Genomic DNA, 18,603 nt, shown 5'->3' on the forward strand with positions numbered 1-18,603 from the left:
CGCACGCTTGCATCGGTGCTCGGCATGAGATACGACCGTCGTCCGCCCCGGATCTTCGCACGGCGACCCGCCCGGGTCAACGCGGCTGACCCGGGTGGGCCTCGCGCCTAGCGTTTTCGCAAGCGACGCGCACACGAGTGCCGAGAACGAGGAGACGTCATGAGCGAGCAGGACCCGGCGGTCGAGCAGGAGCCCCTCTCCGAGCCGGAAGCGGTGCGCAAGGACATGCGGTACACCCCGGGGAGCGAGACCGAGACGCGCGAGAAGCAGGACGAGGCGCCGACGAGTCCCGATGCGGACGTCGACGACGATCTCGTACGGGCGCGCCCCGGTACCGGAGGACCCGACGACGTCGGCGACGTCGACGTGCCCGCGGAGGACCTCAACCTGCCCTGGCGCGACGACGAAGCGGGCGTCTGAGCGCGGCGGCACGCCGCCTGGACGGGGTCAGTTCCAGCCGACGGTGTTGAACCATCGCGCCCGGCCCTCGGCCTCCCCGGGGTCGTCGGTGCCGCGGAAGGCGTCGTGGCGGTCGAGGACACCGCCGTCGACGTTGACGAAGCCCGAGCATACGGCGCACAGTCCTCGTCCACCGGGGAATCCGTCGGGCAACTGGGGTGCCGGCTGCGCGGGTCGGCCGCCGCCGGGGCACACCCCCGGATCTGCCTGGGCCTCGGACCACATCTGCGACGTCCCCAGTCGGTTGTGCAGGCCGGGGTGCCCTCGGGGTCGCGTGCAGAGAGCGGAGCCCCGCCGCGACCGGCACCACAGCGCCGTCGGGTAGCTCATCCTCAGATGCGGATGCCGCAGACGCCGCACTCACCGGTCGCCGATACCTCGACGAAGCAGTCGGGGCACATGGCCCGCACGACGTCGGACGGTGCCGGCGCCTTGGGCGTGCGCGTACTGGTCGCCCGCGGTGCGCGACGGGTCGCGGTCGCGGTGCGCGTCACCGCGGGAGCGGTGGGCTGCGTGCGCTCGGGGACGTGCGCGTCGCAGTAGAACCGGACGAATCCGCCGTGGTTCGTCGGATGACGGTGCTTGACGGCCCAGAGCCGGTCGCGGCTCTGCGCCGGCTCGGCAGTGGGGCACGCGGCGCATCGCGCGGGGTCTCCGGGTATGACGTCGGCGACACGGTAAGGCGTCTCGTAGGTGAGGCGATCGCGCCAGTCGGCCGAGTCGACGATTCTCATGGGGAGTCCTCTCCGGCACGCGTGCGCCGGATTCCAGCGTACCCGCGCCGTGACGGGGACCGTCCGCGCACCGTTCGGTGAACATTCGCCGAACGGTGCGCGCGCCCGCGCCCGGCGCGGTGGGGCTTTGCCAGGGTGGAGGCGTCACCACGGGCGAGAGGGCGCGAATGACCACGGCGGCTCGAGCACCGATGGACGTGCTGCTGCGCCCCGCCGCCCTGGCCCGGGCATGGATGGGCGCCGGCCGGAACGCGGAGACCATCGCCGTTCCCGGGGTGGTGCTGGGGCCGGGCGAAGCGCTCGTCCGCGTCGACCTCGTCACCATCGCCGAGGACGACATCGCCATCACCGACGGCGAGGAGGAGTGCCCCGTCCCGACCGTGCTCGGACGGGAGTTCGTGGGTCGTGTTGCGGCGCTCGGCGGACGCGTCGACGCGACGGACGGCACTGCGCTCGAGCTCGGTGAGCGGGTCGTCAGCGCGGCGGGCCCGCACGAGCGCATCGGCGGGCACCGCGAGCTGGTCGGCGCTTTCGCGACGCACGTGCACCTCGTGGCGGGCACCGCCGTCGCGCGGGTGGGTGAGACGCTGCCCGCGTGCCTCCTCGCGCCCGTCCCCGGAGCGATCACACGCGCCGCAGCGGTCGTCCGGGCCATCGAGGCCGAAGCGGATCCCGAGGGCCTCGCCGTGGCGATCTCCGGCATCGGAGCGGAGCCGCTCGCGCTCGCGGCCATGCTCGCGGAGCGCGGCGCCCGGGCGCTCATCGCCTCGATCGACCCCCGAGTACGGGCACGTGCCGCTCGGTTCGGCGCCGAGCTCGCACCGGAGGCGATGGCCGACACGACCCTCGTGGCGCGGTTCCGCTCCGACGCCGGTGACCGGCGCGAGCGTCTGGTGCGGGGGAGCGCGCCGACGACCGCCGACCTCGACGCCGCCGTGGGGTTCATCCGGGCACCGGGCACGCGCCGCTATCCGTTCGCCGATCTGGTCTCGGCACCGCTGCCCCTCGACGACCTCGACGACGCGATCGAACTCGCACGGTCGGGTCGCCATCTCCGCGTGGCGATCGCCCCCGGAGCCTGAGCTCGCGGGGGCGATCGTGTGTCGTGCCGGGTGTCGCCCCGGTCGCGGTCAGGCGGTCTGGCCCGCGTGCTGACCCTCCTCGATCTCCTCGATCACCTTCGCATTGAAGGCGGGGAGGTCGTCGGGAGTGCGGCTCGAGACCAGGCCCTGGTCGACGTGCACCTCTTCGTCCACCCACGTCGCCCCCGCGTTGACGAGGTCGGTGCGCAGGCTGGGGAAGCTCGTCAGGGTGCGGCCCGACAGCACATCGGCCTCCGTGAGGATCCACGCGGCGTGGCAGATGGCGCCGACTGGCTTGTGCTGCTCGAAGAACGCCCGCGCGAAGTCCACGGCGTTGGTGTCGAGGCGCAGGTTGTCGGCGTTCACGACGCCACCCGGCAGGACGAGGGCATCGTACTCGTCGGCCTCGGCATCGGCCGTGACGACGTCGACTTTCTGCGCATGGCCGTTCTTGCCCGTGATCTCGCCCGACTCCGGCGCGATGAGGACGACGGTGGCACCGGCGTCGGAGACAGCCTGCCAGGGTGAGGTCAGCTCGCTGTCCTCGAAGCCGTCGGTTGCCAGGAATGCGATCTTCTTGCCATCGAGAGTGCTCATGTGCCCGACGCTACGCACACCCTTCCGCGCCGGCGACGCGGTTGACAGGTGAGGCGACGCATGGTCATGCGCGGGGTTACGATGGCGATATGTCCACCGCATCCACGCCCCAGACGCAGACCCTGCAGCCGGTTCCCGACGAGAAGAACCTGCTGCTCACCGCCACCGACGACGCAGCCGCCTCGTGCTGCGGCGGGGGATGCTGCTCGACGTCGTGAGACCTCGCGCCCGGGAGGGCGTATGACGAAGCCGCCGGTGCGCGATGCGCCCGGCGGCTTCGTCGTTCCCTGGTCGTGACCGGGTCAGTGCCCGGCCGGTGCTCCCTCGGGGCTGTCGGCCGGCTTGCGGATGAGCAGCGCCCCGATGATCAGCGGCGAAGCGATGATCGCGGCGACGAGGAACGCCGAGCGGGCGCCCGCCGCTCCGGCGGCGACCGACGCCGGGTCGGCCGTTCCCGCCTGGGCGGCGGCCATGACGGTGATGAGGAGGGCGATACCCGCGGCGCCCGCGACCTGCTGCATCGTCGAGACGATCGCGCTGCCGTAGGAGTAGAACCGTGGCTGCAGCGAGCCGAGCGACGCCGTGAAGAGCGGTGTGAACGACATCGCGAGCCCGAGCGACAGCACGGTCTGGAGCGACAGCAGCAGCCAGACCGAGGTGTTCTCGGTCAGCGTCGTGAAGGTCCACAGGATGCCGGTGACGAGCAGCGCGCCCGGAACGAGCAGCACACGCGTGCCCCATCTGTCGTAGACGCGGCCGATGAACGGCCCCGCGATACCCATCGCGAGAGAGCCGGGCAGCACGACCAGTCCGGACTCGAGCGCCGAGAGCTGAAGGACGTTCTGCATGTAGAGCGGCAGGAGCGTGATCGCACCGAAGAAGGCCATCGACATGACGGCGAGCTGCGCGACCGACAGCGAGAAGTTGGCCGAGCGGAAGACTCGCAGGTCGAGCAGCGCCTCGTCGGTGCGCTGCAGCCGGAGTTGCCGCCACACGAAGGCGCCCAGGGCGAGGACACCGACGGTCAGGGCGACGATGAGCGGCAGGTTCGACGGGGCGGCGGCGGCCGCGGCATCCCCGCCTCCATGCCCCCCGGCGCCGATCTGGCTGAGCCCGAAGACGATCCCGCCGAAGCCGAATGCCGACAGGACCACCGAGAGGACATCGAGCGGGGCACGCCGGGTCTCGCCCAGGTTGTGGATCCAGCGCACGCCGATCGCGAGTGAGACGAGTGCGATCGGGAGCACGACGCCGAAGATCCAGCGCCAGCTCAGGGTGTCGAGGAGGAAGCCCGACAGCGTCGGCCCGATCGCGGGCGCGAGCGACATCACGATGCTGACGCGGCCCATCATCCGCCCTCGCGCATGCGGCGGGACGACGGTCATGAGCGTCGTCATGAGCAGCGGCATCATGATCGCCGTGCCCGAGGCCTGCACGACCCGAGCCACGAGCAGCACCTCGAACCCGGGGGCGAGCACGGCGATCAGCGTGCCGGTCGCGAACAGGCTCATGGCCGCGGTGAAGACCGCGCGCGTCGTGAAGCGCTGGAGGAGGAAGCCGGTGATGGGGATGACCACGGCCATCGTGAGCATGAACGCGGTCGTCAGCCACTGGGCGGCGACGGCGGTGATGCCGAAGTCGACGATGAGGTGCGGGATCGCGACGCCCATCGTCGTCTCGTTGAGGATCGCCACGAACGCCGCCACCAGCAGGAGCCAGATGACGCGGTTCGCTTCGGCGGTGACGACCGTCGGGACAGCCGGTGGGCCGGCGGTCTCGGATGCGGTGGTGGAGGACGGCGCGACGGCCATGGGCAAGCTCCTCGGTCGGGTTGATCGTCGTCACCCGAGGGCGGACTCGGAGGGGAAAACGCCCCCCGCGATCGATTATTCCCGCGAGCGGCGGCTCCGCGCCAGCGGCACCGCACCGTCATCGGCGCCGCGCGTCACCAGAGCCGGGCGATGTCCCACAGCTCGGCGATCTCGGGGTCGACGGGACGGTGGCTCGCTGCGCGACCCCGGAACTCACGCACGAGGGCGCCGACGCGTCGGCGGTAGTCGGGATCGGGATGCGTCGTGGCGATGCGCACGAGCGGCGGGATGTCCATGTCGAGCACGAGGCGCACCCGTGCGTCGGCCGCCGCTTGCGCGTCGGCGGCATCGAGCACCGCCAACCCGGCCCGCAGCGCTTCCGCGTAGTCCGCGAGCACGCCCACCTGAGCGCGGTGCTGGGTGATCGACGAACCGTCGGCCCGTTCGCGCCACTGGACGACGACGTCGGGGATGACGTCGAACGCGCGCGCACGGGTGTACATCTGCTGGGCGACGAGCTGGTCCTCGTAGAGTCGCTCCTCGGGGAAGCGCAGGCGGTTGCGCCGCCAGAACTCGATGCGACTCGCTTTCGACCAGGCGACGATGTTGCCCGACGCCTGCGGGTGCGCGGCCAGGGTCGTGCCGACGCGGGCGGGATCGGTCGACGCCGCGACCCACGGCTGCACCGGACCGGGGACGTACCCCTCGTCCGTCGGCCGGAGGCGGACGTACGCGCCCGCGACGAAGTCCGAGCCGGAGGCGTCGAGGGTCTCGACCCACCGTTCGAGCGCGATGGGGGTGAGCACGTCGTCGCCGTCGAGGAATGCCACGAGGGGTGTCTCCACCCGGTCGAGGCCGACGTTCCGCGCCGCACCGAGACCGACCGGGCGGGGGTGCGTGACGACGCGGAACCGGTCGTCCGCCGCGGCCGCCTCGGCGAAGATGCGTCCGGTCGCGTCGCGCGAACCGTCGTCGATCAGGACCGCCGTCCAGGCGGGGAGGGTCTGCCGCCGGAGCGAATCGAGCGCTTCCGCCGCGTACGGGGCGATGTCGCGGCCGGGGACGATGACGGTGACGACGGGCGAGCTCACGAGCCCGATCGTACTGCCGCCACCGCGTCCGCCACGGCGTCGGCGAGCGACACCGCGTGCGGGGGAGCCGCCCGGTCGAAGCTGAAGCGCACGGCGGTCCGGGCGTCGTCGTCGTCGAGTCCGATCGCGGTCAGCACGTGCGAGGCCTCGTCGCTGCCGGCGGCGCAGGCCGACCCGCTGCTCGTGACGATCCCGCGCCGTTCGAGCTCGAGCAGCACGGCCTCGCCCGACGTCGCGGCGAAGGCGAACGAGGCGTGTCCGGGCAGGCGGCGCACCGGGTCGCCGGTCACGCGCGCCCCGGGCACGACCGCGAGCACCTGGCTCGTGAACGCATCGCGCACGGATGCGGCCCGCGCCGCGGCGTCCGCGCGCTCGCTCTCCGCGAGCTCCAGGGCCAGCGCGAGCCCGACGGCACCCGCGACGTTCTGCGTGCCGGAACGGCGGCCCCGTTCCTGACCGCCGCCGTGCAACAACGGCTCGAGCGGCAGCCGGCCGCGTACGCCCAGCAGGCCCACGCCCTGCGGGGCACCGATCTTGTGCCCGGCGATCGAGATGGCCGCCGCGCCCGTCGCCGCGAGGTCGAGCCAGCCGGCGGCTTGAACGGCGTCGACGTGCACGGGCGTGCCGTGGACCGCGCGCGCGATCCCGGCGACGTCCTGCACGGTGCCGATCTCGTTGTTGGCATATCCGACGCTCACGACCGTGGTGTCGTCGCGAACGGCAGCGGCGACGGCGTCCGGCTCGACCCGTCCGCCGCCGTCGACGGGGAGGACGTCGAGGGCGTAGCCGTGCATCCGTTCGAGGTACCGGCACACGGCGAGCACGGAGTCGTGCTCGACGGCCGTCGTCACGATGTGGCCGGGGGTGCGTCCTCGAGCGCCCAGCGAGATGCCTGCGACGGCGAGGTTGTTCGCCTCGGTGCCGCCCGACGTGAACACGATGTCGCCGGGCCGCATCCCGAGGACTGCCGCTGCACGCCGCCGCGCGTCCTCGAGCGCGGCGGAGACGTCCTCACCGACCGTGTGCACGCTCGAGGGGTTCCCGAACCGTCCGGTGAGGAACGGCGCCATGGCCTCCAGCACCTCACGGCGCACCGGCCCGCCCGCGGCGTGATCGAGATAGAGCATCAGGGCGCGTCGACGACGAGGTCGAGGCCGAGATCGAGCGCCGGTGCGGAGTGGGTGAGCGCCCCCACCGAGATCACGTCGACCCCCGTCTCGGCGATCACGCGCACCGTGGCCAGCGATACGCCGCCCGAGGCTTCGACGGTCGCGCGACCGGCGACCATCTCCACACCGCGGCGGAGGTCCGCGGGCGAGAAGTTGTCGAGCATGATCGTGTCGATGCCGGCCGCGAGGACGGGCTCGATCTGATCGATGCGGTCCACCTCCACCTCGACATGCGCGGTGTGGGGGAGTTCCGCCATCGCGCGCCGCAGGGCCTCGGTCAGGCCGGTGCCGTCGGCGGTCATGACGCCGAGGTGGTTGTCCTTGAGCATGACGGCGTCCGAGAGTGAGAACCGATGGTTCCGGCCGCCGCCGTCGCGCACGGCCTGGCGCTCGACGGCCCGCAGGCCCGGTGTCGTCTTGCGCGTGTCGGCAATGCGCGCGCCGGTGCCGGCGACGGCATCGACGTACGCCCGGGTGAGGGTCGCGATGCCCGACATCCGCTGGGCGAAGTTCAGTCCTACCCGTTCCGCCGTGAGCACCGCGCGGGCGGGGCCGCGGACGACGGCGAGCGTCTGACCCGCATGGATCGTCGCGCCGTCCGGCACCGTCACGACGACTTCGCACGTCGGGTCGGTGAGCGAGAAAGCGGCCGCGAAGACGGCGCCGCCGCTGAAGACCCCGGAGACGCGTGAGACGAGCTCCGCCGTCGCCCGGGCCGTCTCGGGGACGAATGCGCTGCTCGTGAGATCCCCCCACGGTGCGTCTTCGTCGAGGGCCGCGGTCACGACCGCGTCGATGTGGCGGGCCGAGAGCATCATGCGACCTTTCCGGTCGGGGTCGTCCTGATCGCCGCAGCGGACGCGGTAGCGGTGTCGGCGTCGGCGTCAGTGTCGGTGTCGGTGCGGTGGTGCGCCCCGACCGATGCGGTGCGGGCGAGCGCCGCGGCGGTGACGGCCCGGGCGACGGCGAGGAGGTTGGCGTCCTCGTGTTCGCGGTGGTCACGGGCCGGCGGCAGCGACTCCGTCCACGCGTCGATCGTCGCCCGTGCGCTCGTCAGGCCGTCGGCGTCGCGGTCGAGACCGACGTGACGCCACATGAGCGCCTGGAGCGCTTCACGGGAGAACGCCGCAGCGATCGGTGCGGCGCCCCTCGCCCCGGGCGGGCCGGCGACCGGCGCGGGGACGACGGCGGGGGGACGCCGGTGCAGGGGGATCGCGGCGTGTGCGCGGTCGGCGGCGACGGCGCGGCCGGTCCGTATCCCGAACACGACCGCCTCCAGAAGGGAGTTCGAGGCGAGGCGATTGGCCCCGTGGACGCCGGTGCGCGCGACCTCACCGACCGCGAAGAGGCCGCCGAGGTCGGTGCGTCCGTCGAGGTCGGTGACGACCCCGCCCATCGCATAGTGGGCAGCGGGGGTGACAGGCACCGGGTGCCGGGCCCAGTCCCATCCGCGGCCGCGGACCGCACGGTCGATCGTCGGGAACCGCTCCGCCAGGAACGTCGCCGTCGCGGCGGGGGTGCTGCGGAGTCCCGAGGCGTCGAGCAGTACGGGACGCCCGTCCTGCGCCCGCATCGTCGCGGCGATGGCGCGGGCCACGACATCGCGAGGTGCGAGCTCCGCGTCGGGATGGGCCGCGAGGCAGAAGCGCCGTCCCTGCTCGTCGAACAGGACGGCTCCCTCGCCGCGCACCGCCTCCGACACCAGCGTGCCGTCGTCGAGGACCGTGGGGTGGAACTGCACGAACTCGAGGTCGGCCACGCGCGCTCCGGCCCGGAGGGCCAGGGCGATCCCGTCGCCGGTGGCCACGGCCGGGTTCGTCGTATGGGCGTACAGACGCCCCGCGCCGCCGGTGGCGAGCACGACGGCATCCGCCTCGATCGCCTCCTCGCGACCGTCCGCCAGGACGCGGACGCCCCGGACGGCGCCTTCCGCGACCAGCAGCTCGGTCACGAAGGACGCGGTTCGGGTCTCGATATCGGCGGCGGCGAGCGCTCGGGCCACGGCGAGCTGGATCGCGGCACCCGTCGCGTCGCCGCCGGCGTGCAGGATGCGGGGGCGACCGTGGGCGCCCTCGAGGCCGAGTCTCGGCGCGCCGGTCGCATCATGGTCGAAATCGACTCCGAGCGCACGGAGGGCCGCGATCGCCTCCGGGCCCGACGACGTGAGCATCTCCACCGCGTCGCGCTCGCCGAGACCGGCTCCGGCGCGCAGGGTGTCCTCGGCGTGCGCGGCGGCCGAGTCGCCCGGCGCCACCGCTGCGGCTATCCCGCCCTGGGCGTACGCCGTGTTGCCGCCATCGACGGCGCCTTTCGTGACGACCATCACCTCGCAGCCGGCCCGCACCGCGGAGAGGGCGGCCATGCCGCCGGCCAGGCCGGACCCCACGACGACGATGCGGCGGGTCACGGTCGGGCCGCCAGCATCCGCTCGAGCGCGGCGCGTGCGGGAACCGCCACATCGTCCGACACGCGGATGCGGTTGGGGGTGCGTCCGGCGCACAGCTCGTCGAGCACCCAGGCGAGGTAGCCCGGGTGGATGCGGTACATGGTCGAGCACGGGCACACGACGGGGTCGAGGCAGAAGATCTCGTGCTGGGGGTGCTGAGCGGCCAGCCGCTGGACCAGGTTGATCTCGGTGCCGACGGCGAAGGTGGTCGGCTCGGTGGCCGCGTCGATCGCCTTGCGGATGTAGTCGGTCGAACCGGCCTCGTCGGCCGCGTCCACGACGGGCATCGGGCACTCGGGGTGCACGATCACGCGCACGCCCGGGTGCTCGCGCCGCGCCTGCTCGATCTGCTCGACGGTGAAGCGGCGGTGCACGGAGCAGAAGCCGTGCCACAGGATCACGCGAGCGTCGCGGAGGGCTGACTCCTCGTTGCCGCCCCGGGCACGCCGCGGGTTCCACATCGGCATGCGGTCGACGGGGACGCCCATGGCCTTGGCGGTGTTCCTCCCGAGGTGCTGGTCGGGGAAGAACAGCACCCGCCGACCGCGCGCGAAGGCCCACTCGAGCACCGTGCGGGCGTTCGACGAGGTGCAGACGATGCCGCCGTGACGACCGACGAAGCCCTTGATCGCGGCCGAGGAGTTCATATACGTGACGGGGACGACCGGCAGCATCCCCTCGGCATCCGGCGTGTCCAGGTCGCCGTAGACGTCGGCGAGCTGCTCCCAGCACTCCTCGACCTCGTCGATCGAGGCCATGTCGGCCATGGAGCAGCCGGCGGCCAGGTTCGGCAGGATCACAGCCTGTTCGGGCTGCGAGAGGAGATCCGCCGTCTCGGCCATGAAGTGCACCCCGCAGAACACGATGGCCTCGGCCTCGGGGTGCGCCCTGGCCGCTCCCGCGAGCTGGAACGAGTCGCCGACGTAGTCTGCGTGGCGGACGACCTCCTCACGCTGGTAGAAGTGGCCGAGCACCACCACGCGGTCGCCGAGCTGCTCCTTCGCCCGACGGACGCGGTCGTGCAGCTCGTCCTCGTCGGCGGAACGGTAGAACGCCGGGAGCTCGCCCTGACGCGGAGCGCCGGTCGGGATGACGTCTCCCATGGAGGATCCCGGACCGTAGCCCGGGCGGGTGTCGAAGCTCCACGGACCTGCGGCGAGGTCGGTGTTGCAGGTCTCGACGGTCGAGGCTCCGGTGACGATCGCCTGGATGCCGTGGTCGACGCTCGGGTCGACGGGTGGCGGCAGCAGCGGGAGGGGCGAGATGGTCATGCGCGTTCCTTCATCGGGGGAGCGGGCCGCGGTCGGCGAGCTCGACGTCATGGTTGTAGCGGTAGAGGCGCGCGGGCCGATGGCTGCCCGTGCGGAACTCCCGGGTCGGGATGAGGGTTCCCGACCCCTCGACCTGTCGGCGGAAGTTCGCCGGGTCGAGACGTCTGCCGCCGATGGCCTCGTACACCTCGCGCAGGTCGGCGAGCGTGAACAGGTCGGGCAGCAGGCCGTGCGCGATGCGGCTGTAACCGACCTTGTTGCGCAGGCGCCACAGGGCGTACTCGACGATGTGGTCGTGATCGAAGGCGAGCGCGGGCAACGCGGCGGTGTCGAACCATGCGACGTTGTCGTCGGCCGGGAGCGGGGTGGCTGCGACGTCCTCGCGCACGAGCGCCCAGTAGACGATCGACACCACCCGCGACGGAGATCGGCCCACGTCGCCGAACACGTACAGCTGCTCGAGGTAGCTCGGCGCGAGCGCCGTGGTCTCGGCCAGCGTGCGCGAGGCCGCGGCCTCGAGGTTCTCCGCGACGTCGAGCCACCCGCCGGGGAGCGCCCACTGGCCGGCATGCGGGTCGCGCGTGCGCCGCACGAGCGGGATGACGACCGCGGGGACCTCGCCGCCGTCGTGGCGCAGGCTGAAGATCACCGTCGAGACGGCGACCCGGATGTCGTCGTGGCGATCGGCGCCGCTGGTTCTTGTCATGGTGACCCTAACTTCCGGTATGATCTTAGGGTCACCACGACACGAACACCAAACCGGGGGACTCCCAGTCGGGCGACGTACGCTGTGACCCGTCCCCGAGGAGGTCCCGTGCTGCTGGTCGACGTCATCGTCGTGATCCTCCTCGTCGGCTTCCTCGCGATCGGAGTGACGCGGGGCCTCGTCGCGATCGCCGGTTCGCTCGCGGGCCTCATCGTCGGTTCGCTCCTCGCGGTCTGGGCGGTGCCCCTGATCGCGCCGGGCGTCGCCGACTGGGAGTATCGCTCGCTCGTCCTCGCCGTCTGCGCGATCGCCATCATCGGTCTCGTCACCGCGCTCGGCACCGCGGTCGGCGCGGCCATGCGCCGCGGAGTCGACCGCGCCAAGCTCCGCATCCTCGACCGCATCCTCGGCGCAGCCGGAGCCACGGTCGCGGGCGGGCTGGTCCTCCTCCTCGGCGCAGGCGCCGTGACCGCGAGTGGCATGCCGGTGGTCTCGACCGCCGTCGCGTCCTCGCGAGTGCTGTCGTTCCTCGACGGACTGACCCCCGACCCGGTCGACACCGCGCTCGCCGAGGTGCGCGGCTTCGTCGTCGACGAGGGCATCCCGAGCATCGGCGAGCTGCTCCGCCCGGAGGTCGCCCCGACCGCACCCGCCGTCGCGCTCGACGACCCCGAGCTGCAGCGCGCCGCGGCATCCGTGGCTCGCATCAGCGGCACCGCCTACTCGTGCGGCGTGTCGATGACCGGATCCGGGTTCGTCGCGGCCGAGGGCCTCATCGTCACCAACGCCCACGTCGTCGCGGGCGTCGACACGCCCGTCATCGAGCTGCCGGGACGCGACGCGCGGGAAGGTCGGGTCGTGTACTTCGACCCGATCGACGACCTCGCGGTGATCGCCGTCGACGGCCTCGACGCCGCACCGCTCGCCATCGTCCCTCCGGTGACGGCCGGCACAGCCGTCGCCGTTCAGGGGTATCCCCTCGGCGGTCCGTTCACCAGCGGAGCGGCCTTCGTGCTCTCGGTCGGTTCGGCGCCCGTCCCCGACATCTACGACGACTCCAGCTCGCCCCGCGAGATCTACGCCCTCGACGCCGACGTCCGCCCGGGCAACTCCGGCGGTCCCCTGCTGACCGACGGCGGGGAGGTCGCCGGCGTCGTGTTCGCGCGCGGTGCCGACGACGAACGTCGCGGCTACGCCATGACGACGACCGAGCTGCTGCCCGCCCTCGCCGGCGTGACCGCCGACGCCCCCGCGGTGCGAGCCGGAGCCTGCACCCGCTGACTCCGCCGGAGCCCTCGGTTCCGCGAGACCCCAGTCGCGGCCCGAGAAGGTGGGGTTGCGCCGGGGTCTCGGGGCGGAAGTGTGGTCTCGCGGCTCGGCGGTGACGCTATGCTGATCGCGCAACTGAAGACAGGCCGCATGACGCACGCGGGAGAGCCCCGGAGCAATCCGGGCACCGAAGGAGCAAGCCTCCCCGCCAATCTCTCAGGTCCGCGTACCGCGCGCGTCCGGCCGCTCTGGAAAGCGATCCCCTCGGGGATCCGCCGACGGTGAAAGCCGGGCTCGCCCGGTGAAACTCTCAGGCCCAAGACAGAGGGGGAGTTCCGGATGCCGCAGCCGTGGCAGCCGCCCGCCCGCAACGGGAGAACTCATGTCAGATCCCCGCTCCACCGTCCTGCACCATCGTCATACCGCGCTCGGCGCATCGTTCACCGACTTCGGCGGGTGGCTCATGCCAGTCCGCTACACGTCCGACCTGGCCGAGCACCACGCCGTACGCTCCGCCGCCGGGCTCTTCGACATCTCGCACATGGCGGAGTTCGAGGTGACGGGCTCGGTCGCCGGCGACTACCTCGACGCGGCGCTCGCGGGCGTGCTGTCGGCGATGCCCGTCGGCAAGGCGAAGTACTCGCTCGTGCTCGCGGTCGACGGCGGCATCATCGACGACGTCATCGTGTACCGCCTCGCCGACGAGCGTTTCCTCGTCATCGCCAACGCGGGTAACCGTGCGCCGGTCTGGGCCGCGCTGCAGCAGCGCGCCGAAGGGTGGGACGTCGAGCTCCGCGACCTCACCGACGAGTACGCGCTGCTGGCAGTCCAGGGGCCCGCCGCACTCTCGGTGCTCGAGGCCACGCCGGGCCTGACGACCACCGGCGTCGCGCTGGCCGACACCAGGTACTACGCGTGGGCCTCCGCTGAGTTCGCAGGCGAGCCCCTGCTCCTCGCCCGCACCGGCTACACCGGCGAGGACGGCTTCGAGCTGATGGTTCCGATCGCCGCGGCCGAGGCGCTGTGGGACGCGCTGCTGGCCGCGGGTGCGCCCTTCGGACTCGTCCCCGCCGGCCTCGCGTCGCGCGACACGCTCCGTCTCGAAGCCGGGATGCCGCTGTACGGCCACGAGCTGTCGCTCCAGGTCACGCCGACGCAGGCCGGTCTCGGCCGGGCCGTCGCGATGGACAAGCCGGAGTTCGTCGGCCGAAAGGGGCTGGGGTCGCGGGACGGCTCGGACGTCCCCGTCCTCGTCGGTCTCGCCTCGGCGGGGCGACGTGCGGGCCGTGCCGGCTACGCCGTGCTCGGGCCGGACGGCGAGCGCGTCGGCGAGGTCACGAGCGGCGCCCTCAGCCCCACCCTCGGCCACCCGATCGCCATGGCGTACGTCGCCCCGGTGTTCGCCACGCCCGGCACCGAGCTCGCGCTCGACGTCCGCGGCACCCGCATCCCCGCCACCGTCACCCCGCTGCCGTTCTACCGGAGGAAGAAATGACCGATCTCGACGCCCTGAAGTACACCGCCGAGCACGAGTGGGTCGCCCTCTCGGGCATGACCGCGACCGTCGGCATCACCGACTACGCCGCCGAGAAGCTGGGTGACGTCGTCTACGTCGATCTGCCCGCCGTCGGCACAGCCGTGTCGGCCGACGCGGTCTGCGGCGAGATCGAGTCGACCAAGTCGGTCGGCGAGCTGTACGCGCCCCTGAACGGCACGGTGGTCGAGATCAACGAGGCCGTCGTCGACGACCCCTCGCTCGTCAACGCCGGCCCGTTCGGTGAGGGGTGGCTCATCCGTGTCGAGATCGACCCGGCCGACGCCGACGTCCTGCTCGACCGCGCCGCCTACGTCGCGCTCACGGGCGGAGACCAGTGACCTCCGCCTTCGCCGCCCGCCACATCGGCACCGACGGCGCCGCGCAGCGCCGCATGCTCGACGCCCTCGGCTACGACGACGTCGACACGCTGCTGGCCCGGGCCGTGCCCGCGGCGATCCAGGTCGACCCGCGTGTCGACAGCGTCATCCCCGGCGCCGTGGGCGAGAGCGAGGCGCTCGCCGAGCTCCGCGAGCTCGCGTCGCGCAACCGCCCGGCCCGCGCCATGATCGGACTCGGCTACTACGACACGCTGACACCCGCCGTCATCCAGCGGAACGTGCTCGAGAACCCCTCCTGGTACACCGCGTACACGCCGTACCAGCCCGAGATCTCGCAGGGCCGGCTCGAGGCGCTCATCAACTTCCAGACCATGGTCACCGACCTGACGGGTCTCGCCACGGCGAACGCGTCGATGCTCGACGAGGCCACGGCGGTCGTCGAGGGCATGCTCGTCGCCCGACGTGCGTCCAGATCGCGCAGCGACGTGTTCCTCGTCGATGCGGATGCGCTGCCCCAGACCAAGGCGCTGCTCGGTCATCGGGCCGAGGCGCTCGGCATCGAGCTGCGTGAGGTCGACTTCGCCGCGGAGCCGCAGGCGGTCCGCTCCGACGCAGCTGTCTTCGGGGCGTTCGTGCAGTATCCGGGAGCGTCGGGTCGCGTCTGGGACCCGTCCGCGCTCATCGCCGCTGTGCAGGCCGCAGGCGGCCTCGTCGTCGTCGCCGCCGACCTGCTCGCGCTGACCCTGCTGCGTTCGCCCGGCTCGCTCGGAGCGGATGTCGCGGTCGGCACCACGCAGCGCTTCGGCGTGCCGATGGGCTTCGGCGGCCCGCACGCCGGCTACATGGCCGTGCGCTCCGGTCTCGAGCGGCAGCTGCCCGGCCGCCTCGTCGGCGTCTCGGTCGACGCGGCCGGCGACCCGGCCTACCGCCTGTCGCTGCAGACGCGCGAGCAGCACATCCGCCGCGAGAAGGCGACCTCGAACATCTGCACCGCCCAGGTGCTGCTCGCGGTGATGGCCTCGATGTACGCCGTCTACCACGGGCCCGCCGGGCTGCGCGGCATCGCTCAGGCGGCGGCCGGCCACGCGGCGCTGCTCGCCGAATGGCTGACGGATGCTGGCGCAGAGGTCGCGCACCGGCACTTCTTCGACACCCTGACCGTCCGGGTCCCGGGTCGGGCCGCCGCGGTCGTCGCGGCCGCGCGCGAGCTCGGCTACCAGCTGTGGCTCCGCGACGGCGACACGGTCGGCGTCTCGGTCGACGAGACGACGACCACGACCGACCTGCATCGGATCGCGCAGGCGTTCGGCGGGCCCGAGCAACGCGCGTTCGCCTTCGTCGCCGGCCGGGCGTGGCCGGAGCGGCACGCCCGGCCGGGGCTGCTGCGCGAGGACGAGTACCTCACGCATCCGGTCTTCAACAGCCACCACTCCGAGACGGCGATGATGCGCTACCTCAAGCGCCTCGCCGATCGCGACTACGCGCTCGACCGTGGGATGATCCCGCTCGGCTCGTGCACCATGAAGCTCAACGCGGCGACCGAGATGGCTGCGGTGACCTGGCCGGAGTTCGCTCGGGTGCACCCGTTCGCCCCCGCCGACGACGTGCGCGGCTACCTCGACCTCGTCGACCAGCTCGAGTCGTGGCTCGCCGAGGTCACCGGATACGACGCCGTCTCGCTGCAGCCGAACGCCGGCTCGCAGGGCGAGCTCGCCGGGCTGCTGGCGATCCGCGGGTACCACCGGTCGCGGGGCGACGACGATCGCACCGTCTGCCTCATCCCGTCGTCGGCGCACGGCACGAATGCGGCATCCGCCGTGCTCGCGGGGATGCGCGTCGTCGTGGTGGCCTGCGACGAGGCCGGCAACGTCGACCTCGACGACCTGCGCGCGAAGATCGCCCAGCATGCCGAGACCCTGTCGGCCCTCATGATCACGTACCCGTCGACGCACGGCGTGTACGAGCACGAGGTGCTCGCCATCACCGCTGCGGTGCACGATGCCGGCGGGCAGGTGTACGTCGACGGCGCGAACCTCAACGCGCTGCTCGGCTATGCCCGATTCGGCGACCTCGGCGGCGACGTGTCGCACCTGAACCTGCACAAGACCTTCGCCATCCCGCACGGCGGCGGCGGCCCGGGCGTCGGTCCCGTGGCAGCCAAGGAGCACCTCGCGCCGTTCCTGCCGTCGCATCCGTTCGCGCAGCGCGACGGGCACGCCGGCGGGTTCGTGTTCGACGGCGGACCGATCTCCGCGGCGCCGTACGGCTCGGCGTCGATCCTGCCCATCTCGTGGGCATACGTGCGGATGCTGGGCGCAGCGGGCCTGCGGGCCGCGACGGGCGCCGCCGTGCTGGCGGCGAACTACGTCGCCGTGCGGCTGCGCGAGCACTACCCGGTGCTGTACGCGGGCGAGGGCGGTCTCGTGGCGCACGAGTGCATCCTCGATCTCCGGCCTCTGCGCGAGCGCACGGGGATCACGGTCGACGACGTGGCGAAGCGGCTCATCGACTACGGATTCCACGCGCCGACGATGTCGTTCCCGGTGGCGGGCACGCTCATGGTCGAGCCGACCGAGTCGGAGGATCTCGCCGAGATCGACCGCTTCGTCGAGGCGATGATCGCCATCCGCGCCGAAGCCGACCGGGTCGCGGCGGGGAAGTGGCCCGCCGACGACAACCCGCTCGTCGGCGCCCCGCACACGGCGGAGGCGGTCGTCACGTCGGACTGGTCCCACGCGTACACGCGCGAGGACGCGGTCTACCCCGTCCGCTCGCTCGTGCGCGGCAAGTACTGGCCCCCGGTGCGCCGCATCGACCAGGCCTACGGCGACCGCAACCTCGTCTGCGCCTGCCCGCCCCCCGAGGCCTTCGCCTGATCCCGTCCGATCTCGGATCCGCGAGACCTCAGTTCCGCCCCGAGACGCTGGGTTCGCGCCGGGCTCTCGGAGCGGGGCTGACGTCTCGCGGGTCGAGGGCGGGAGCGGGGCGCAGCGCGACCCGGCAGCGGGTGAGGCGCTCGAGGTCGGGCGGGCGCAGCCGTCGCACGCCGGCGGAGCGCAGGATGTCGTCGAGCCGGTCGAACTCGACGACATCCTGCCATCCCCAGTGCATGATCCGGCGCGCGCCGCCCGCACGTAGTCGCGCGTCGCGGGCGCGCTGCTCACGCAGCAGGAGGGGCGCATCGCCGAAGCGCCCGTCGAACTTCAGGTCGCCGTCCGCTTCGCCGAGCACGTCGTCGTCGCCCCAGCGGAAGTCGACCCGGTCGCGGCCCAGCACAGGCTGCAGTTCGGGCTCGACGTAACCGAGCAGGTCGATGGTCCCGCGGCTCAGCGACTCGAGAGTCGACTCCGCCGCCGCGTCGGCGCGGTGGAGCGACCACCGTGCGCGCCGGCGCCCGCGGCTGGTGGAGCGGTCCTCGTTGCGCGCGACGAGCACGTCGGTGCTGCGGACATGGCCGGCCCGCAGCACCGCATCCGCGACCGACAGGGCGATGAGCTCGCAGCGGTCGCGCGCGATGTCGATCGCGCATTCCGTCGCGCTCGTGAGCGAGACCCCGCCGACCTCGACGATCTCGCGGGGATCACGTGTCGTGTGGACGCGCAGTCCGCCGCGGTCGCCGCCGGAGACCCCTGCGTCGGCGAGCACGTGCACGTCGCGCGGCGCGCCCACCACGGGCAGGCCGAGCAGAGCGGCCGCCGACTCATGGCTGAAGACGCAGCCGGGACGCGTCACGCCCACCGCGTGCACGCGCGCGACGTAGCGGTCCCAGGGCGGGAGCCGATTCCACACGGATGCGGGTGCGTAGACGCCGCGCCGGATCGGGACGAGCTCGCCCCGTCGCGCCGCCCGCTCCGGGTGCGTGCGGTTGCGGGTGAGCACGAGCGGGACGGGGCAGGGTGCGAGAGCGGATGCGGTGGTGTCGGGCATCCGGCCATCCTGGTGATCCGCCCCGTCGCGAGTCCGCCCCTCCCCAGCCCGCGCCCCACTTCCGCCGCCCGCCTCCCCTGTGCAGGACCCGCCGAGCCCCCGCGCCGAGCGCTCCCCGAACCGCGAGACTTCACTTGCGCCCCGAGACCCCGGCGTGAACCCAGCG

At 72.7% G+C, this 18,603-nt stretch carries 18 protein-coding genes and 1 riboswitch; of the genes, 7 read left to right on the forward strand and 11 right to left on the reverse strand.

Annotated features, from left to right (window positions below; translation table 11 throughout):
* Window positions 1-159: 159 nt before the first annotated feature.
* Window positions 160-420, forward strand: a complete 261-nt coding sequence (locus BLT21_RS00585; protein WP_091497465.1) for a hypothetical protein — start codon at window positions 160-162, stop codon at window positions 418-420.
* A gap of 27 nt (window positions 421-447) precedes the next feature.
* Here BLT21_RS00585 and BLT21_RS00590 read toward each other — a convergent pair whose 3' ends face one another.
* Window positions 448-789 carry a hypothetical protein gene (locus tag BLT21_RS00590; RefSeq protein WP_143024908.1) on the reverse strand — a complete coding sequence of 114 codons (342 nt, stop codon included), beginning with the start codon at window positions 787-789 and terminating at the stop codon, window positions 448-450.
* Between the two features lie 2 nt (window positions 790-791).
* On the reverse strand, window positions 792-1,193 hold the full coding sequence (locus BLT21_RS00595; protein WP_091497474.1) for a glucose-6-phosphate dehydrogenase: 402 nt from the start codon (window positions 1,191-1,193) through the stop codon (window positions 792-794).
* A 167-nt stretch (window positions 1,194-1,360) separates the two neighbouring features.
* Here BLT21_RS00595 and BLT21_RS00600 point away from each other — a divergent pair, with 167 nt between their 5' ends.
* On the forward strand, window positions 1,361-2,275 hold the full coding sequence (locus tag BLT21_RS00600) for an alcohol dehydrogenase catalytic domain-containing protein (RefSeq protein ID WP_091497478.1): 915 nt from the start codon (window positions 1,361-1,363) through the stop codon (window positions 2,273-2,275).
* A 48-nt stretch (window positions 2,276-2,323) separates the two neighbouring features.
* On the opposite strand, the gene BLT21_RS00605 is transcribed toward BLT21_RS00600, so the two are convergent.
* The gene (locus BLT21_RS00605) at window positions 2,324-2,872 is read right to left on the reverse strand and encodes a type 1 glutamine amidotransferase domain-containing protein (RefSeq protein WP_091497483.1); all 549 of its coding nucleotides are present in this window, start codon (window positions 2,870-2,872) and stop codon (window positions 2,324-2,326) included.
* An 89-nt stretch (window positions 2,873-2,961) separates the two neighbouring features.
* On the opposite strand from BLT21_RS00605, the gene BLT21_RS15775 reads away from it, so the two are divergent.
* On the forward strand, window positions 2,962-3,090 hold the full coding sequence (locus BLT21_RS15775) for a hypothetical protein (RefSeq protein WP_256335866.1): 129 nt from the start codon (window positions 2,962-2,964) through the stop codon (window positions 3,088-3,090).
* An 84-nt stretch (window positions 3,091-3,174) separates the two neighbouring features.
* On the opposite strand, the gene BLT21_RS00610 is transcribed toward BLT21_RS15775, so the two are convergent.
* From BLT21_RS00610 to BLT21_RS00640, 7 genes are all read right to left on the reverse strand, one after another.
* Window positions 3,175-4,683, reverse strand: coding sequence for a DHA2 family efflux MFS transporter permease subunit (locus BLT21_RS00610; RefSeq protein WP_091497487.1), 1,509 nt, complete (start codon window positions 4,681-4,683; stop codon window positions 3,175-3,177).
* 134 nt (window positions 4,684-4,817) lie between these two features.
* On the reverse strand, window positions 4,818-5,774 hold the full coding sequence (locus tag BLT21_RS00615) for a glycosyltransferase family 2 protein (protein WP_091497492.1): 957 nt from the start codon (window positions 5,772-5,774) through the stop codon (window positions 4,818-4,820).
* Complete coding sequence (locus tag BLT21_RS00620) at window positions 5,771-6,901, reverse strand: cysteine desulfurase family protein (protein WP_091497495.1); 1,131 nt, start codon at window positions 6,899-6,901, stop codon at window positions 5,771-5,773. The genes BLT21_RS00615 and BLT21_RS00620 overlap by 4 nt, the downstream gene beginning before the upstream one ends.
* Window positions 6,901-7,758 carry a carboxylating nicotinate-nucleotide diphosphorylase gene (nadC, locus tag BLT21_RS00625; RefSeq protein ID WP_091500620.1) on the reverse strand — a complete coding sequence of 286 codons (858 nt, stop codon included), beginning with the start codon at window positions 7,756-7,758 and terminating at the stop codon, window positions 6,901-6,903. The genes BLT21_RS00620 and nadC overlap by 1 nt, the downstream gene beginning before the upstream one ends.
* Complete coding sequence (gene nadB / locus BLT21_RS00630; RefSeq protein ID WP_256335867.1) at window positions 7,758-9,350, reverse strand: L-aspartate oxidase; 1,593 nt, start codon at window positions 9,348-9,350, stop codon at window positions 7,758-7,760. The genes nadC and nadB overlap by 1 nt, the downstream gene beginning before the upstream one ends.
* Complete coding sequence (gene nadA / locus BLT21_RS00635) at window positions 9,347-10,660, reverse strand: quinolinate synthase NadA (RefSeq protein WP_091500621.1); 1,314 nt, start codon at window positions 10,658-10,660, stop codon at window positions 9,347-9,349. Before nadA ends, nadB begins: the two co-directional genes overlap by 4 nt.
* A 10-nt stretch (window positions 10,661-10,670) precedes the next feature.
* Window positions 10,671-11,366, reverse strand: coding sequence for an NUDIX hydrolase (locus BLT21_RS00640; protein ID WP_091497500.1), 696 nt, complete (start codon window positions 11,364-11,366; stop codon window positions 10,671-10,673).
* A gap of 108 nt (window positions 11,367-11,474) precedes the next feature.
* On the opposite strand from BLT21_RS00640, the gene BLT21_RS00645 reads away from it, so the two are divergent.
* From BLT21_RS00645 to gcvP, 4 genes are all read left to right on the forward strand, one after another.
* Complete coding sequence (locus BLT21_RS00645) at window positions 11,475-12,647, forward strand: MarP family serine protease (RefSeq protein WP_091497504.1); 1,173 nt, start codon at window positions 11,475-11,477, stop codon at window positions 12,645-12,647.
* 138 nt (window positions 12,648-12,785) lie between these two features.
* A riboswitch (glycine riboswitch) is annotated at window positions 12,786-12,877 on the forward strand.
* 140 nt (window positions 12,878-13,017) lie between these two features.
* Window positions 13,018-14,130: a glycine cleavage system aminomethyltransferase GcvT gene (gene gcvT / locus BLT21_RS00650; protein WP_091497507.1), complete on the forward strand. Its 1,113-nt coding sequence runs from the start codon at window positions 13,018-13,020 to the stop codon at window positions 14,128-14,130.
* Window positions 14,127-14,510 (forward strand): glycine cleavage system protein GcvH, encoded by a 384-nt coding sequence (gcvH, locus tag BLT21_RS00655; protein ID WP_091497510.1) that lies wholly within the window; start codon window positions 14,127-14,129, stop codon window positions 14,508-14,510. The genes gcvT and gcvH overlap by 4 nt, the downstream gene beginning before the upstream one ends.
* A gap of 53 nt (window positions 14,511-14,563) precedes the next feature.
* Window positions 14,564-17,386 carry an aminomethyl-transferring glycine dehydrogenase gene (gene gcvP, locus BLT21_RS00660; RefSeq protein WP_371113425.1) on the forward strand — a complete coding sequence of 941 codons (2,823 nt, stop codon included), beginning with the start codon at window positions 14,564-14,566 and terminating at the stop codon, window positions 17,384-17,386.
* 28 nt (window positions 17,387-17,414) lie between these two features.
* On the opposite strand, the gene BLT21_RS00665 is transcribed toward gcvP, so the two are convergent.
* Window positions 17,415-18,437 (reverse strand): hypothetical protein, encoded by a 1,023-nt coding sequence (locus BLT21_RS00665; RefSeq protein ID WP_091497516.1) that lies wholly within the window; start codon window positions 18,435-18,437, stop codon window positions 17,415-17,417.
* Between the last annotated feature and the right edge of the window lie 166 nt (window positions 18,438-18,603).

Source organism: Microbacterium sp. cf332 (genome assembly GCF_900102175.1).
In the GTDB taxonomy this organism is placed as follows: domain Bacteria; phylum Actinomycetota; class Actinomycetes; order Actinomycetales; family Microbacteriaceae; genus Microbacterium.

Excerpts from the sequence above, each read along its gene's own strand:
- BLT21_RS00585 (WP_091497465.1), top strand. The coding sequence starts at position 160 with ATGAGCGAGCAGGACCCGGCGGTCGAGCAGGAGCCCCTCTCCGAGCCG.
- BLT21_RS00590 (WP_143024908.1), bottom strand. The coding sequence starts at position 789 with ATGAGCTACCCGACGGCGCTGTGGTGCCGGTCGCGGCGGGGCTCCGCT.
- BLT21_RS00595 (WP_091497474.1), bottom strand. The coding sequence starts at position 1,193 with ATGAGAATCGTCGACTCGGCCGACTGGCGCGATCGCCTCACCTACGAG.
- BLT21_RS00600 (WP_091497478.1), top strand. The coding sequence starts at position 1,361 with ATGACCACGGCGGCTCGAGCACCGATGGACGTGCTGCTGCGCCCCGCC.
- BLT21_RS00605 (WP_091497483.1), bottom strand. The coding sequence starts at position 2,872 with ATGAGCACTCTCGATGGCAAGAAGATCGCATTCCTGGCAACCGACGGC.
- BLT21_RS15775 (WP_256335866.1), top strand. The coding sequence starts at position 2,962 with ATGTCCACCGCATCCACGCCCCAGACGCAGACCCTGCAGCCGGTTCCC.
- BLT21_RS00610 (WP_091497487.1), bottom strand. The coding sequence starts at position 4,683 with ATGGCCGTCGCGCCGTCCTCCACCACCGCATCCGAGACCGCCGGCCCA.
- BLT21_RS00620 (WP_091497495.1), bottom strand. The coding sequence starts at position 6,901 with ATGCTCTATCTCGATCACGCCGCGGGCGGGCCGGTGCGCCGTGAGGTG.
- nadC (WP_091500620.1), bottom strand. The coding sequence starts at position 7,758 with ATGCTCTCGGCCCGCCACATCGACGCGGTCGTGACCGCGGCCCTCGAC.
- nadA (WP_091500621.1), bottom strand. The coding sequence starts at position 10,660 with ATGACCATCTCGCCCCTCCCGCTGCTGCCGCCACCCGTCGACCCGAGC.
- BLT21_RS00640 (WP_091497500.1), bottom strand. The coding sequence starts at position 11,366 with ATGACAAGAACCAGCGGCGCCGATCGCCACGACGACATCCGGGTCGCC.
- gcvT (WP_091497507.1), top strand. The coding sequence starts at position 13,018 with ATGTCAGATCCCCGCTCCACCGTCCTGCACCATCGTCATACCGCGCTC.
- gcvH (WP_091497510.1), top strand. The coding sequence starts at position 14,127 with ATGACCGATCTCGACGCCCTGAAGTACACCGCCGAGCACGAGTGGGTC.
- gcvP (WP_371113425.1), top strand. The coding sequence starts at position 14,564 with ATGCTCGACGCCCTCGGCTACGACGACGTCGACACGCTGCTGGCCCGG.
- BLT21_RS00665 (WP_091497516.1), bottom strand. The coding sequence starts at position 18,437 with ATGCCCGACACCACCGCATCCGCTCTCGCACCCTGCCCCGTCCCGCTC.